At 44.8% G+C, this 16,987-nt stretch carries 12 protein-coding genes and 1 pseudogene; 1 reads left to right on the forward strand and 12 read right to left on the reverse strand.

From position 1 onward, the window contains the following. Positions 1-96: 96 nt before the first annotated feature. Positions 97-1,077 carry a phosphoserine phosphatase SerB gene (gene serB, locus SVI_RS15415; protein ID WP_041420011.1) on the reverse strand — a complete coding sequence of 327 codons (981 nt, stop codon included), beginning with the start codon at positions 1,075-1,077 and terminating at the stop codon, positions 97-99. A 131-nt stretch (positions 1,078-1,208) separates the two neighbouring features. On the opposite strand from serB, the gene SVI_RS15420 reads away from it, so the two are divergent. Further along, on the forward strand, positions 1,209-1,826 hold the full coding sequence (locus SVI_RS15420; protein WP_231847734.1) for an AhpA/YtjB family protein: 618 nt from the start codon (positions 1,209-1,211) through the stop codon (positions 1,824-1,826). Between the two features lie 103 nt (positions 1,827-1,929). Here SVI_RS15420 and SVI_RS15425 read toward each other — a convergent pair. From SVI_RS15425 to pnp, 11 genes and pseudogenes are all read right to left on the reverse strand, one after another. Continuing rightward, positions 1,930-3,100: pseudogene (locus tag SVI_RS15425) on the reverse strand (IS3 family transposase). A 252-nt stretch (positions 3,101-3,352) separates the two neighbouring features. After that, entirely contained in the window at positions 3,353-4,063 is a 711-nt protein-coding gene (gene deoD, locus SVI_RS15430) for a purine-nucleoside phosphorylase (protein ID WP_013052542.1), read from the reverse strand. Between the two features lie 152 nt (positions 4,064-4,215). Beyond that, complete coding sequence (locus SVI_RS15435) at positions 4,216-5,433, reverse strand: phosphopentomutase (RefSeq protein WP_013052543.1); 1,218 nt, start codon at positions 5,431-5,433, stop codon at positions 4,216-4,218. A gap of 22 nt (positions 5,434-5,455) precedes the next feature. Continuing rightward, positions 5,456-6,787: a thymidine phosphorylase gene (gene deoA / locus SVI_RS15440; RefSeq protein WP_013052544.1), complete on the reverse strand. Its 1,332-nt coding sequence runs from the start codon at positions 6,785-6,787 to the stop codon at positions 5,456-5,458. Between the two features lie 201 nt (positions 6,788-6,988). Then, positions 6,989-7,762 (reverse strand): deoxyribose-phosphate aldolase, encoded by a 774-nt coding sequence (deoC, locus tag SVI_RS15445; RefSeq protein ID WP_013052545.1) that lies wholly within the window; start codon positions 7,760-7,762, stop codon positions 6,989-6,991. A 453-nt stretch (positions 7,763-8,215) separates the two neighbouring features. Next, a complete protein-coding gene (locus tag SVI_RS15450) occupies positions 8,216-9,064 on the reverse strand; it encodes a nucleoside-specific channel-forming Tsx family protein (protein ID WP_041420012.1) in 849 nt (282 codons plus the stop codon). Between the two features lie 378 nt (positions 9,065-9,442). Further along, complete coding sequence (locus SVI_RS15455) at positions 9,443-10,717, reverse strand: NupC/NupG family nucleoside CNT transporter (RefSeq protein WP_013052547.1); 1,275 nt, start codon at positions 10,715-10,717, stop codon at positions 9,443-9,445. 161 nt (positions 10,718-10,878) lie between these two features. Continuing rightward, positions 10,879-11,673: a TatD family hydrolase gene (locus SVI_RS15460; protein ID WP_231847735.1), complete on the reverse strand. Its 795-nt coding sequence runs from the start codon at positions 11,671-11,673 to the stop codon at positions 10,879-10,881. Between the two features lie 191 nt (positions 11,674-11,864). Continuing rightward, the gene (prfC, locus tag SVI_RS15465; RefSeq protein ID WP_013052549.1) at positions 11,865-13,445 is read right to left on the reverse strand and encodes a peptide chain release factor 3; all 1,581 of its coding nucleotides are present in this window, start codon (positions 13,443-13,445) and stop codon (positions 11,865-11,867) included. Positions 13,446-13,632: 187 nt separating this feature from the next. Beyond that, the gene (gene nlpI, locus SVI_RS15470; protein WP_013052550.1) at positions 13,633-14,529 is read right to left on the reverse strand and encodes a lipoprotein NlpI; all 897 of its coding nucleotides are present in this window, start codon (positions 14,527-14,529) and stop codon (positions 13,633-13,635) included. Between the two features lie 234 nt (positions 14,530-14,763). Continuing rightward, entirely contained in the window at positions 14,764-16,872 is a 2,109-nt protein-coding gene (gene pnp, locus SVI_RS15475) for a polyribonucleotide nucleotidyltransferase (RefSeq protein WP_041420013.1), read from the reverse strand. Positions 16,873-16,987 lie beyond the last annotated feature (115 nt).

Below are 16,987 nucleotides of genomic sequence, written 5' to 3' on the forward strand. Positions count from 1 at the left end.
AAGAACTCATTTAAGAACTAAGTTATTTAAATACACTTGGTTGGAAGAGAGCTCCCTTCCAACCAAAATCTAGCCTACATCTGACAGTTTGCCCAACTAACTAAGCAGCAACAAGAATGGCAGAACCTTGAGGTTGAGCTTACAGATTGCGACATCGGCCGCCTGTTCAAGTTTGGGCTTAGCATGATAAGCGATACCATAATCGGCAGTCTGGATCATGGGAATATCATTGGCACCATCGCCGATAGCCAGTCTTTGTCCCACGGGAATGTTCCACAACTCGGCGCAGCGAAGCACAGTATCGGCCTTAAACTGAGCATCGACAATCTGGCCCGTAACGGTTCCGGCAAGTTTACCTTGCTCGATAACCAGCTCGTTTGCATATGCGGCATCTAAATCAAGCAAGTGTTTCAGATGGCCGACGAAGGGGGTGAAGCCACCCGAGGCCACCACGAGTTTCCAGCCATAGGACTGTAACTCATTAACGGACTCCACCAGACCCGGCATCAAGGGCAATCGATCACATAAGTCTTGAATAATCTGCTCATCGGCACCTTCGAGCCGAGCGACGCGTGCACGTAGACTCTCTTCAAAGTCCAACTCACCTTGCATGGCGCGTTCTGTCACTTCCGCCACGGCTTCACCGACTCCTGCCATCACAGCAAGCTCATCAATACACTCGATTTCAATCGCCGTGGAGTCCATGTCCATCACTAGCAAGCCTGGCAGGTTTAACTTAGCTTGTTTATCTGAAACAGGAAAAACCTCAACCCCAGGGATAGAGGATATCACTTGCACCTGGGCCTGATTTAGTGACTCTTGGGCACAGATTTCTATGCAAAAGAGTCCGGTTTTACGCTCGATAATCGCTAAACTCAAATCTTGCTGTAGCAAACCTATGGCCCCAGCGAGTGCAGCTTCATCTGACCTATTCTCATAGACACAACGGATCTTAGTTTTGCAAATTGGAGCTTTAGCCTCCATATGCTTAGCCAAAGTCTGACTCTGATATGAAAAACGGTTACTTTCTCTACTCGATAACCAAGAAAACAGCAAGTTATGACTTAGACTTTCCATTAGTAATGCTCTCCAACTACCGGGCAAGGCCATAATCAATTATGATTAGCTAAACCCTTCATAAATTCAGGTATACAGTGTTTTTTCTTAAAGGTCTGAAAAAGAGCCATAGAATTAGCAGGCTAATACAGATGGCAATTGCTATCACCTTAGCCGTGGGTCTTATCCAGCTGTGGGAAACTAGCCTACTACAAGGGCAGCAGCTTCTAAAGTCCCAAACACAAATGATGGCCAGATTACTGGTTCAACAGACAGCTTATGGCGCAGCTCCGGCGCTGCAACTACAGAATGATGAGCAGCTACAGTGGTTAGCCAGTGCATTGGTTTTAGACCCTAAAGTGATGTCAGCCAGTATTTTTAGTGAGGATGGACAGAGGCTGTCATTTGCCCAGAGTGTTAGCGATGAAGACCTGGAGGCAGATTCTGAGGAATTGCACCAGTTACTCAAACGTTATCCGCCTTATGTGGAAGCGGTAACCCAAGACGGGAATAACTTAGGCTATATAGAAGTTAGGCTAGAACCCAGACTCTTCTTCAACGAAATTAAAGAAGCACATCTGATCAACATGGAACAACAACAGATGATGCTCATCATAGCGGGCCTGATAGGCATGCTATTGTCACGTTCACTATCATTTAAACGTGCCGATTTCGATAGGCGTAAGACTCGCGCGAAATTAAGAAAGAGGCCGAAGAAGTTAGATAAAGTTAAAATTAAAGTTAACAAGCAAGATGTGGCGAGTTCCTAGGTTTGAATGCAAAGTTTTAAGCTTTAAGTTTTAAGCTCTAAGCTCTAAGCTCTAAGCTCTAAGTTTTAAGTTTGATATGACCCCGGTTAAGTGGACACGGGGTTTAAATCCTTGATTCAAAAGTTATGGGGCTTACTCCATTTAGAGTCCCATGCCTTCTCACCATATTATAATAATCATCGATATAAAATCGACACTGTATCGTCATTTCTTTTCTGCTTAGCTTTTCTAAGTTAGAGAACCATTCTTTCTTTAACTGAGCAAAAAAACTTTCCGAGCAGGCATTATCCCAGCAATTCCCCTTTCTCGACATACTCACTGTGACCTTACGTTTCGTTAGCCATTTAAGTACCTCAAAGCTTCTGTACTGAGTCCCTTGATCTGAGTGAAACATCAGCTCACTTCCATCAGGCCTTCGTTCTGCCCAAGCTTGTTTGAGTGACTTCATCACCAGTTCGCTCGAGTTTATATAGCTAGTTGCCCAGCTCACCACTTTACGCGAGTATAAGTCGATGATGACACACAGATACTGCCAGCCCTCTTTACACCTAATTTGTGTAATATCTGATACCAAAACTGTATTAGGCTTAGCCACTTCAAACTCCCTGTTTAAGTAATTTGGAGCTCTTGTTTCAATCAACCTAGGCTTCACTACACCGAACTTCCTTTTACATGCTTTAGACCTGTAACCAAACACCTGTAACAAGCGTTGAACTCGCTTTTTATTACAATCGAAACCATTAGCTACAGCATCCAGCCATAACTTCCTATAACCTGCTATGCCCCTGTGCTCAGCTATCTTTTCTTTGAGAAAATCAGATAATACTTCATTATCTTCATCGCGTTGAGAAGGCTTGCGGTCTAGCCAGGTGTAATAGCCTGAGCGAGATACACCAAAAATCTCACAGAGTAGTTTTATCGTTCTTCGAGTTGAGCAATAACCTTGGATAAACTGAAACTTTATCCCTGGTGTTTGTCGAAGAACTCCTTCGCCTTTTTTAGGATATCGTTCTCCAACTCTGCACGTTCCAGCTTTTACGAAGCTCACTATTTTCACGTTCAAGTTCAGTTAGGCTCTTCTTAGGGCCAATATTTTTAATAGGTTTAGAGGCGTGATTTTTGGACGTCAATTGGGCTCTCCATTTACTGAGCAAAGCGGGGTGAATACCTAATTTACCAGCTAGAGCCTTCACTGTATCGGGAGAGTTTAAGGATTGTTGAACAGCAGCCAATTTGAAGGCTGTAGTGTGGATCTTACGAGTTCTAATTTTCATGACACCTTATCGCTTATATAAGGTGTCCACTTTTAGGGGGTCACATCAGTTTTAAGTGAATAGACGATTAAGCATAGTTTTGCAACAAAGTTTATTGTCTTTTCCACTAGGCCGAAGCCCGTCGTCTAAGCTTTTATTTTAACATCAGGCACAAAAAAAGGGCTCTAATGAGCCCCTATTTTGTACATGAATGTACTTATCCCCGATCGCACGGATAGCGATGGAGGGGACTTTGAACAAGTAAAAGTGAAATTACAGAGTAATAGCCGCTTCTAGTGTCATTTCGATCATTTCGTTGAAGGTAGTCTGACGCTCTTCGGCAGATGTCTTCTCACCGGTACGGATATGATCCGATACAGTCACAACACATAATGCCTTAGCACCGAACTCTTTCGCTACGCCGTATAGACCGGCAGCTTCCATCTCGACACCTAGAATGTCCATCTTTTCCATCACGTCGAACATCTCTGGATCCGGAGTGTAGAACAGATCGGCAGAGAACAAGTTACCTACGCGGTACTTAATACCTTTAGCATCAGCAGCCTTAACAACAGCGCTAAGTAGACCGTAATCTGCGATAGCAGCAAAATCCTGGCCCTTGAAGCGTAGACGGTTAGCTTGTGAGTCAGTACTTGCACCCATGCCGATCAATACGTCACGTACTTTAACGTCTGTGCTAACAGCGCCACAAGTACCAACACGGATCAGGTTCTTAACGCCGTAATCTCTGATAAGTTCTGTCGCATAGATAGAGCAAGAAGGAATGCCCATGCCTGAACCCATAACTGAGATACGAACACCTTTGTAAGTACCAGTAAAACCAAACATGTTACGCACGTCAGTCACTTGTTCAACATTCTCTAGGAACGTCTCAGCTATGTACTTAGCACGAAGTGGATCGCCTGGAAAAAGTACTGTATCTGCGAATGCACCATCAACAGCATTAATATGTGGTGTAGCCATCTATATAACCCCTTATATATTTATTTGGATTAGTAACTTAAATTAATATTAAAAATTAGTTACTTAAGTTTTGAATCTGGCGACCATCATCTAAACCGCCAAACTAAAAAGCAGTACTAAGCTAATAGGTATCAGCTTAGTACTAAAATGTGTTATTTAACGAAAGACTCGCCATATTCCATCGGCTCAAGCTTGAAATAGGTTGCGATAGACTGACCTATGTCGGCGAAACTCTTACGACGTCCCAGAGATCCAGCTTCTAGTCCGGCGCCTAATGCCAATACAGGCACACGTTCGCGAGTATGATCTGTGCCTTTCCAACTTGGATCACAGCCGTGATCGGCAGTTAATATCAGCAAATCATCTTCCTTGAGAATGTCCAACATCTCAGGCATACGGGAATCAAAATATTCCAGCGCCTTGGCATAACCGGCGATATCGCGGCGATGTCCGTAATGAGAGTCGAAATCGACAAAGTTGGTGAACACTATACTTCTGTCACCCGCTTGTTTAACTTGCTCAAGCGTGGCATCGAACAGGGCTTCGAGCCCAGTTGCCTTCACCTTCTTGGTGATACCACAGTGAGCGTAGATATCGGCAATCTTACCGACACTGACCACTTCGCCGCCATCGGCAACTAGCTTGTCCAGTACCGTCTTAGCTGGAGGCTCGACTGCATAATCACGACGATTACCGGTACGCTCAAAATCGCTGGCACAAGTACCCACGAAGGCACGGGCAATCACGCGACCAATATTATATGGCTCAAGTTCTTCTCGCGCGATTTGGCATAGAGTGTAAAGATTCTCTAAGCCAAAAGACTCTTCGTGACAGGCTATCTGAAACACCGAATCCGCCGAAGTATAAAAGATAGGCTGGCCGGTGCGCATATGCTCTTCGCCAAGCTCTTCTAATATCGCTGTACCCGACGCATGGCAGTTACCCATATAACTGTCGAGTCCGGCACGAGCCAGAATCTTATCGGTCAGCTCTTTCGGAAAAGAATTAGTCAGATCGGAGAAATATCCCCATTCGTATAAGACGGGCACACCCGCCATTTCCCAATGACCACTGGGCGTGTCTTTACCTGTACTAAGTTCATCGGCATGGCCATAGGCACCAATCACTTCGACATTGTCACTAAAACCCGCAGCAAACTCACCAGTACTCTCTTTACCCGCCATGGCTAGACCAAGACGACAAAGGTTAGGTAATTTAAGTGGTCCTTGACGGCCGATATCGGCTTTACCTTCGGCGCAAGCTTTGGCAATGCTTCCGAAAGTATCGGACCCTATATCGCCGAAAGATGCTGCATCACTTGCAGCCCCTACACCGAATGAGTCCATCATCATGATTATTGTTCTTTTCATAAAAACCTCTTACGCTGCCCAGTTACAGATCTTCGGCGCGTATATAACGATAAATTTCAGGCGTCTTCTCGGAACGAGTCTCAGTGACCTGAATTGCATTTCTAACTGCTGAAGACGCTTCTTCGAAAGCGCTCTCAGACTGAGCGTGGATCATGGCAATAGGCTTATCTTTAGTGATCTCATCGCCTAAGGCGCAGACCTGAGTCAGACCCACGCTGTAATCTAGTGCATCACCGGGTTTGCGGCGTCCACCACCTAAAGTGACCACAGCCATACCTAGCTCTCGAGTATCCATGGCCGATGCGAAACCGGCTTGCTCGGCATAAACCGGACGAACTATATTAGACTCGGGCAGATACAGACCTGGATTTTCGATAAAGTCCGTTGGACCACCCAGGCCCGAGATCATGCGGCCAAAAATTTCTGCCGCTTTACCGTTATCGAGCACGGTATTGAGTTTATCTCTCGCTTGCGCTTCATTCTCGGCTAGCCCACCGAGTTGCAGCATTTCGGCACATAAGCCCATGGTGACTTCATAAAGTCGTGGGTTGCGATATTTCCCCGTAAGGAAATCAACCGCCTCTTTCACCTCGACGGCATTACCCGCACATGAAGCCAAGACCTGATTCATGTCTGTAAGTAATGCAGTTGTCTTAGTTCCAGCACCGTTAGCCACTGCGGTAATGCTACGTGCTAACTCTTCAGATGCTTCATAGGTCGGCATAAATGCACCACTACCTACTTTGACGTCCATAGCCAGAGCATCTAAACCTGCTGCCAATTTCTTGGACAGTATAGAAGCGGTAATCAGTGAAATTGACTCGACAGTGGCAGTATTGTCACGAATGGAGTAAAAGCGCTTATCGGCTGGAACCAGATCGCCGGTTTGGCCTATGATGGCTACACCCGCCTCTTTAACCACTTTTCGGAACAGGGCGCTATCTGGCTCAGTTTGATAACCTGGGATGGCATCAAACTTATCTAAGGTACCGCCGGTATGACCCAGACCACGACCCGATATCATTGGCACATAACCACCGCAAGCGGCAGCCATTGGGCCAAGCATCAAGCTGATAACGTCACCGACGCCACCCGTACTGTGCTTATCTATGATAGGACCGTTAAGATCCAAACTCCGCCAGTCGAGTACTGTGCCAGAGTCACGCATACATGTGGTCAGCGCGATACGCTCATCCATGCTCATGTCGTTGAAGTAAACTGCCATACCAAAGGCCGCAATTTGGCCTTCTGAAACGGTATTATCTGTGATGCCTTTGACGAAAAACTGGATCTCTTCTTTAGACAAGGCTTCTGCGTTGCGTTTTTTACGAATTATCTCTTGTGCTAGAAACATGGTACCGCCTCCAAGTCTGTAACTAAAATTCAATTTATAGCAACAAACTCTTTTATAAACACCAAAAACTGTAACTTTGCTACATTTGATGTTAGCCCAATTTCAGTGTCTTCAAATAGATTTAGATCACACTTAACTAAAAAGATTAACCTTATTCTTCACATAAAAAGAATAAGGTTATTGTGACTTAGCCCTTTTTAACTAGTAGCCCTGTTTACCTTTAGCAGCTTCGCCAAGCTCTAAGGTGTGCAGCAAGTTAACCAGTAGGCTAGAGGCACCGAAACGGAAGGTGCGTGGGGTAGCCCAGTCATCACCAAGAAGACGAGCAGCTAGGCCTAAAAACTCTTTCGCAGCAGCAGCATCACGGACACCACCTGCAGGCTTGAAACCTACTTTGGTGTTCTTCTCACTGATCACAGTCATCATAATTTCAGCCGCTTCTAGAGTGGCATTAACGGCAACTTTACCGGTTGATGTCTTAATGAAATCGGCACCAGCATCGATACAAAGCTCTGACGCCTTACGGATAAGAGCTGGGTCTTGAAGCACGCCAGACTCGATGATAACTTTTAGCAGTACATCTTCACCACAGGCTTCTTTACAGGCTTTAACTAACTCGAAACCAACAGTTTCGTTGCCTTCCATCAGCGCGCGGTATGGGAAAACCACATCGACTTCATCGGCTCCGTAAGCAACGGCTGCACGAGTCTCTAATACTGCGATGGCTATATCATCATTGCCGTGGGGGAAGTTAGTGACTGTCGCGATACGCACGCTTTCGGCGCCCATATCGTTCAGTGTCTTACGGGCAATGGGAATAAAACGCGGATAAATACAGATGGCGGCAGTGTTGCCAGCCGGAGTCACGGCCTTATGACAAAGCTCGATCACTTTCTGATCGGTATCGTCGTCATTTAGGGTAGTCAGATCCATTAACTCAATGGCTTTTTGTGCAGCTTGTTTTAAATCGCTCATAATAGTTCTCCGAAATGTAATTCAAATAGTTATATTGAAATAGAAATCTACTTATGACAGTGCCAATAGGGGGCGTTTTGATTATGTTATGGCCGGGCCTTCGGGCAATGCCTTAGATATCACCATTGGCGATATCTGATAATTCAGGTATTCAATGTAGTTATTGAGCTTGAATGTTCATCATTCAAAGTTTAATAACTGCAATCCTGACACTAGGTCACGACTTGAATCCTTGAAGACCGGGAAGGGGAACTGAGTCATTACGACTCTAGAGTAAGGTTCCTGCCTTTCCGCGAAAAATCCATTTTAGCGCGTAAAACTTTATCTTTAACTTTTACTTAAACAGACGAAGCAAATATAGCCGATGCTTAAGTAAAGATTAAATGTAGAGCCGTGCATTACACGGCTCTATCTGCTTACATATCTCTAATGAAAGAGTCTAAGAATTGAGTCTTAGAACTTGTAAGTAGCAGTGAAGTAATGTGCAAAACCAGTAGTCTCTAGACCAACGATTCCGCCATTGTCTTCAAGCAAGTAAACATCTTGATATGCCTTCAGGCCATAACCCAATGCATAGTTGTCTGAATGCCAGTGAACACCAAAGTAAGCTGCGCCACCGTTAGAAGTCATAGGTACAAACTCGTTACCATAGTCATCATCTGCACCAAACTGGTAATCGACATAACCCTGGAATGAAACGAAAGAACCGTTGTCGAAGTTGTAGAAAGGCTTGAACCAGTTCATAGAGAACTGATAACCGTTCCACTCTTTACCATTCATATCGTAATGAGCGTAAAGGTTCATGCCAGTCTTACCTAACCAAGGAACCATAACGTCGGCGCCTATACCCCAGAAAGATGCGTTTACATCTTCACCGATAATACCGCCACCCCAGTTGAAAAGAGTCGAGAAGTAAACTTCTTGGATTGGACCAGCTGAAAGATCCCAACCTGTGATTGCATCGATAGAGAAACGAGGTGCAAACTTCATGAACATCTTGCTCTTACCAGCACCAGTAGCCTTGTCGCCTGAATCACCTGTCGCTAGGTTGAAAACATCAACATAACCGTATAGGTCTACGAAGCCAGCGCGGCCGCCGAATTCCATTTCAAGGTAATCGTGTCCGCCATCATCTGCATCAGAACGTGGAAGTTCATTAACAGCGTACATAGCGTTGAACTGCATCCAGCTGTAATCGCCTGAACGGATATCTTCGCCGCGGTCTGCTGCGAAAGTTGGTGCAGACATAGCAGCTGTTGCTGCTAATGCTGTAGCTAGTGCTAAAGTTTTAACGTTTTTCATCATCAACCCCATTTATTTTATGGTATGCCGCTCTTTTCGAGTCAGCGTTCTTTTCTTATGGCGCCGCATTCTACCCAATTTATCGTAAATCACAATATAATTCGTGTGAAAATGCGAACACAAAATTCTAACAAATGAACAAACTTCCGATTCTTCATGCTATTTAATAACAGCTATTGTAAAGAAACTGATTTTTAGCTGTGTTTGTTCGAATACAGGTCTTCCCGTAAAGATGAGAAAAAATGTATTTAGTTGTATTGCTGTGAAAAATGGTTGAGCTAACTTGGACCCTGCCCCCATGAACAGAGCCCAATTGTGGGTTGCCCCACAGGATTTACCTTAGACTTAAACAAGGCAGCTCAATTGAGCTGCTTAAGATTATAGTGCTAAGAATAGACCCGCTAGTGTCGCGCTCATTAGGTTCGCAAGCGATGCTGCGATAACGGCACGTACACCTAGCTTAGCTAAGTCATGACGACGGCTTGGAGCCATGGCGCCTAGACCACCGAGAAGAATAGCGATTGAAGATAGGTTAGCAAATCCACATAGTGCGAATGAGATGATAGCTTTAGTTCTATCAGTCATAGCAAGACCGGTTTCAGCAACAACCATACCACCATCGGCAATATCTTTAAGGTAAGGAGCGAAGTTTAGGTAAGCAACGAATTCGTTGACGATGATCTTCTGACCGATGAACGAACCAGCGACTAGCGCTTCGTTCCAAGGCACACCGATAAGGAATGCTAGAGGCATGAAGATATAACCTAGGATAAGTTCCATAGTTAAGTTCTCGATACCAACAAGACCACCTAGACCACCGATCATGCCGTTAAGCATGGCGATAAGACCTACGAAGGCTAGTAGCATAGCACCAACGTTAAGTGCTAAGTGCATACCAGATGCTGCACCAGCTGCTGCTGCGTCGATAACGTTAGCTGGCTTGTCTGCTTCATCAGGCAAGTCATCCATTTCGTTGTTAGTTTCTTCAGTCTCTGGGTGCATAAGCTTGGCCATCATAAGACCACCAGGAGCCGCCATAAATGACGCTGCAACCAAATACTCAATCTTAACGCCCATGCCTGCGTAGCCAGCAAGTACCGCACCAGCGATAGAAGCCAGACCACCAACCATGATGGCAAAAAGCTCTGAGTTAGTCATAGTCGCGATAAACGGACGAACAACTAGAGGAGCTTCAGTTTGACCAACAAAGATGTTTGCTGTAGCTGCCATAGATTCGGTACGGCTTGTACCGAGTGCTTTTTGCAATGCACCACCGATGAACTTGATAACAAGTTGCATGATGCCTAGGTAGTAAAGGACAGCAATTAAAGAAGAGAAGAAGATAATGACAGGTAGAACACGCACAGCGAAGACGAAGCCTACACCGTTTGCGAACATAGCGTCAGTACCAAGACCACCAAATAGGAAGTCGATACCTGCTTGAGAGTAGCCGATGACATTGGCTACGCCCATTGATACGCCACCTAGTACTTCTTGACCAATTGGAACGTAAAGAACAAAGCCACCAAAAGCAGCTTGAATTGCTAACGCACCAAAAACGGTACGGTAGTTTATTGACTTCTTACCATTCGATAATAAGAAAGCTATTGCAAGTAAGGTGACCACCCCTACTAGACTCATTAAAATATCCATTAACCATCACCCTATTGTTAATACTTTTTAATTATGTTGTTAACCAACCTTTTTCGCGGTCGATTATACCCGAGCAAGGGTTCAAAAGCGTCGTTTCGATCAAGTTTTTGAAGTTTAATTTCAGCATCTTAGTCACATTTTATGATGCGACTCACATCTGTTTAAATTAAAATTAATTTAAGGTCAAAGAGTTGCATCGAATTTCGAAACGTATGTTCTGTAATGAGAACACTGGATTTTTTATGTAAATTTGCAATTTCTGCGATTATTGACTGCAAAATAAGGGGCGTATTGCGTGAATCTGCTGAATTTTGGGGTGTCATAGCAGGAGAATCTGTCTCTATTAACATACTATCGAGTGGAAGTTGAGCGACACAGGTTTTGAGTTTTTTGGCACTGGCATTTAAAATTAAGCCACCTATTCCCAACTTATAACCAAGTTTTATGTACTCGTTGGCGATTTCATAGCTGCCATAAAAGCCATGGATCACCCCGCCTCTGGGGAGGGAATAACGCTTCAAGATAGCGAGCATCTCACTGTGTGCCTTAACGACATGCAAGATGACCGGCAGATCTAGTTGCCGAGCCATAGATAATTGAGCCTCTAGGGCAATAATTTGTCCCTGCCAATTATCCTTACGTATCTTATCCAGACCGCACTCACCTATGGCGACCAAATAAGGGTCATGGATACAAGCGTTAACTTGTTCACTTAATTGCTCCAAGGCTCTTTGTGGTTCATCTTCACAAAACCAAGGGTGAATGCCTAAGCCATAGGGACAGGAATATTGCTTTGCGACTTGCAGTTGCTTAGCCCAGCCCTCGGGGTTAACTCCAGGGATAATAGCCGTTTCTATGCCTGCCAGAGACATAGACTCGAAGAGTTCGTCCCGGTCGCTATCGAACAAAGCATCGTCCAGATGAGCATGGCTATCAAGTAATCGCATCGTCGGCATTATCCGCTCATTTAATGAATTTAATTTGATCATATCAAAAATAGCTTTTGGCTTAGCTTAAACCTGGGCTACAAAGTTTTGCCAAGATAAGCTTTATAGAAAGAATAAACCATCCAATAAAAAAGCCCCAATCTTTCGAATGGGGCTTAATAAAAAATATCAGGGCACAGGCTGCCGAATGCTATTTTAGATTAATTCTCACGAGTCTTGGCAAAATGAATATCCGGATAACGCTCCATAGACAGATTAAGGTTAATCATAGTCGGGGCGATATAGGTCAGGTTATTGCCACCATCCAGCGCTAAGTTAAGGCTGCACTTACGTCTGAACTCATCGAGCTTCTTCTCATCATCACAGTATACCCAGCGAGCTGTGGCTACATGGATGGCTTCATAGATGGCTTCGACCTTATATTCACTCTTCAATCGACCAACGACCACTTCAAACTGAAGTACACCGACAGCACCAACAATAAGATCGTTAGAATCTATGGGTCTAAAGACCTGTACGGCGCCCTCTTCAGCAAGCTGGACTAAGCCCTTAAGTAGTTGCTTCTGTTTCAATGGATCTCTTAAACGAATACGACGGAACATCTCAGGAGCAAAGTTAGGTATACCTGTGAAACGCAGCTTCTCACCTTGGGTAAATGTATCGCCGATACGCATGGTGCCGTGGTTATGCAGGCCGATAATATCGCCTGGATAGGCCACTACCGCGCGATTACGATCGCCAGCCATAAAGGTCAGGGCATCACTGACGTTTACATCTTTGCCTAGACGAACATGGTGCATCTTCATGCCCTGCTCATACTTACCCGAACAGATCCGCATAAATGCGACTCTGTCTCTGTGTCTTGGGTCCATGTTTGCTTGGATCTTAAACACGAAGCCGCTGAACTTCTCCTCTTGGGGCAATACAGGTCTCATCTCGGTTTCACGAGGCTGAGGTGTAGGAGCCCATTCGACCATACCATCGAGGATATGATCGACACCAAAGTTACCCAGAGCGGTACCAAAGAATACCGGTGTCAGCTCTCCCTTGAGGAACATCTCGAGATCAAACTCGGTGGCTGCGCCAAGAACCAATTCTAACTCTTCGCGCACTTCATCGGCATAGGCGCCGATAGCTTCATCAAGCTCTGGATTATCCAGTCCCTTGATGACCCTAGAATCTTGGATGGTATGACCTTGACCACTCTGGTATAGAATCACTTCATCACGTAATAGATGGTAAACGCCTTTAAACTCTTTACCTGAACCAATAGGCCAAGTAATAGGAGCACAGGCAATATTCAGTACATCTTCGACCTCATCCATCAGCTCTAATGGATCGCGTATATCACGATCAAGCTTGTTCATGAAGGTCACGATAGGCGTATCACGCAGGCGCGTGACTTCCATTAGCTTAATCGTTCTTTGCTCTACACCTTTTGCCGAGTCGATAACCATTAAGCAGGAATCGACGGCTGTTAGAGTACGATAGGTATCTTCGGAGAAGTCTTCGTGACCCGGTGTATCGAGAAGATTGATCAAAGCTTCTTTATAGGGAAACTGCATTACAGACGTGGTGATCGAGATCCCACGCTCTTTCTCCATCTCCATCCAATCAGACTTGGCATGTTGGCCTGACTTCTTGCCTTTTACGGTTCCGGCTTTCTGTAAGGCATTACCGAACAAGAGTACTTTTTCGGTAATGGTGGTTTTACCCGCATCCGGGTGAGAGATAATGGCGAAAGTACGACGTTTGCCGACCTCAACTGTATTGCCTGACATGGTAACCTGCAGATTGGTGATGTACTAAAATGGCGGCAATTATAGCGCCAAGCGTACAAATTAGCTAGATGACTAAGCAGCGAATAAAAAACCTAATCCCACAGCCTGTATTTTTATACCTAAAGGCATAAAAAATGCCATCCGTAGGGATGGCATTAGCATTAAATAACAAGACGGCAGCGGTTAATTATTGACTTGTTTGCTCTTGTTGCATGAGCATATTGAGCTTGGCTAACTCAATTCTCGCATATCTATGCTCGACAAAATCATAGATATTTGTCGCCAGCGCCAACCTGAAATAATTTGCTGCATCACTGTACTGACCTTGCTCTTGGTCTATCTTAGCAAGATAAAAGTAAGCTTCACATAAGCGTTCTGCATATTCATTACGATGAGAAAGCCCTAGCTTAGCCGCGGAAAACACCTCTTGCCTAGACTTTTTCCCGAGATAATAATCCACCAGTACACTGGACCAAGTATCGGGAGCTAATTGCGCCCGGCTCATGTCCAGATTAGCTTTGGCTTGCTGAGGATCCAGAGCACTTTGTGCCAAGTATAACCATAAGGCACGGTAGCCATCTTGAGGATCTAACGAATAAAATGATTGCATATCGGCAATAGCTAATTCGTTACGTCCACCATAATAGAGGGCTATACCTCTGTTTAAGAAGGCATAATCATATTCAGGGGAAAGCTCGAGCACGGCATCAAATGCTTCATATGCCCCCTCAAACTCACCTTCCTGGGTATAATAGATGCCAATAAAGTTATAGGCATCGGCAAGATTAGGCTGAAGTTTCAATGCTTGATGAAAGTCGATTCGGCTCAAAATTCGTAAACCTACGCTGTCATAGATGACACCGCGGTCATAATGGAATCGGGCTCTTTGCTCTTGAGTTAAATCGGCTGAAGATAGAATTTCATTTAACTTGGCAAGGGTAATCTCGAGCTTATAGTCTGGCATGACAGGTTCAACCATCACCTTTGCTAGCTCAGCACCAGGTTGAGTCGATACACATCCGGTCAGAAAAATACTCATACCAGCCAAAACAGCAATTGCGGTAGTCCGCATCTTTTGATTCATCCATTTAACCCTTTGAGTGCAACTATGAAGCTAATAATAGCAATCCCCAATCGCTACTGCTATCAGGGATTTATATATTTTTTAATTCATTCAGCTTATTGCTAGTAAATGACATAAGTTTACAAAAATTTAAGTTAAGCATAGATAAATATCTACACATTATTCACCAAAGCCAATCACAGAGCACAAAAAAGGAGACCCTTAGGTCTCCTTTTTTAATTCACTAAAAAGTGATTACTCGGCAGCAGGTGCTGACTCAGTCTTAGGCTGTGCTTCTTTCATAGAAAGACGTACACGGCCCTGACGGTCAACTTCCATCACCTTAACTTTGACTTCTTGACCAGTCTGTAGGTAATCAGAAACGTTAGCTACACGCTCTTCAGCGATCTGAGAGATGTGAACTAAGCCATCTTTACCAGGCAAGATAGTAACGAAAGCACCGAAATCAACGATACGAACAACCTTACCGTTATAGATAGTACCGACTTCAACTTCAGCAGTGATCTCTTCGATACGACGGATAGCTTCTTTAGTCGCTTCGCCGTTAGAAGATGCAATCTTAACTGTACCGTCATCATCTAGCTCGATAGTAGTACCAGTTTCTTCTGTAAGTGCACGAATTGTAGCGCCACCTTTACCAATTACATCACGGATCTTCTCAGGGTTGATCTTGATGGTGGTAATACGTGGTGCGTGAGCTGAGATATCATCACGATGTGTACCAATAGCTTGGTCCATTACGTTAAGGATATGAACTCGAGCGCCATAAGCTTGCTGAAGTGCAATCTGCATGATCTCTTTAGTGATACCTTCGATCTTGATATCCATCTGCAGTGCAGTGATACCATCACGAGTACCCGCAACTTTGAAGTCCATATCGCCTAAGTGATCTTCATCACCCAGAATGTCAGAAAGAACGACGAAGTCGTCACCCTCTTTAACTAGACCCATAGCGATACCGGCAACAGAAGTCTTGATTGGTACACCCGCATCCATTAACGCAAGAGAAGTACCACATACTGAAGCCATAGAGCTTGAACCGTTTGATTCAGTGATCTCAGATACTACGCGAATGCTGTATGGGAAATCTTCTGCAGAAGGCATAACTGCATTCATACCACGCCAAGCTAGCTTACCGTGACCAATTTCACGACGCTTAGGTGAGCCAACAAAACCTGTCTCGCCTACACAGTAAGGAGGGAAGTTGTAGTGCAACATAAAGCGATTAGTGTATTCGCCCATGATGCTGTCAACTTTCTGTGCATCACGCTCGGTACCTAGAGTACAAGTCACTAGTGCTTGAGTCTCACCACGGGTAAATATCGCGCTACCGTGTGTACGTGGAAGTACACCAGCCATCACGTTAAGACCACGAACCATATCTGGCTCACGACCATCGATACGTGGCTGACCAGCTATGATGCGACCACGTACAACTTTCTTCTCTAAGCTAGCAAGCAACTTGCCCACTTCACTTAGATCGATGTCAGCATTCTCTTCTACCAATTTTGCAATCGCTACGCTTTTAAGTGCGTTAACCGCATCACGACGCTCGTGCTTAGTAGTGATCTGGTATGCAGCGGCAAAATCAGCCTCGGCAAGTACACGGATCTTCTCTACCAAATCAGCATCAGCAACTGGAGCAGACCAATCCCATGCAGGCTTGCCCGCTTCGGCTTTTAGCTCAGTAACGGCGTCGATAACAACTTGTAGTTGCTCATGACCATAGGCAACACTGCCTAGCATAATTTCTTCTGGCAATGAAGCTGCTTCAGACTCAACCATCAATACAGCAGCCTGAGTACCAGCAACTATTAGGTCTAGGTCACTCTCAACTAACTGACTAACTTCAGGGTTAAGTATATATTCGCCGTTGATGTAACCAACGCGTGCAACACCTAGTGGACCATTGAATGGCAAGCCAGAGATTGCTAAGGCTGCAGAAGTACCTATCATAGAGATGACATCAGGGTTGATTTCAGGATCCACAGAAACGACTGTGATAATTACCTGAACTTCATTCTTGAAACCATTTGGGAATAGAGGACGAATAGGACGATCGATAAGACGTGCAATCAGCGTCTCACTCTCTGATGGACGACCTTCACGCTTGAAGAAACCACCAGGGATCTTACCAGCAGCGTATGTTCTTTCCTGGTAATTCACTGTAAGAGGGAAAAAGTCGCGGCCCGGCTCTTCATATTTCTTTCCTACCACAGTAACTAAAACTGTAGTATCGCCCATACTTGCTAAAACGGCAGCATCTGCTTGACGTGCAATAACCCCAGTCTCTAGTGTGACTGTGTGCTGACCATACTCAAAACTCTTTACGATTGGATTCACGTGAACCATTCCTTAAATTTAATTATCTTAATTACGCGCGTAAGTATACTTCATCTCTATTCAAGAGATAAAGGGCACTGATTGATGACAAAGCCGAAACTTTTCTCTAAAGTGA

Origin of the sequence: Shewanella violacea DSS12, from assembly GCF_000091325.1 — a bacterium.
Lineage (GTDB): Bacteria > Pseudomonadota > Gammaproteobacteria > Enterobacterales > Shewanellaceae > Shewanella > Shewanella violacea.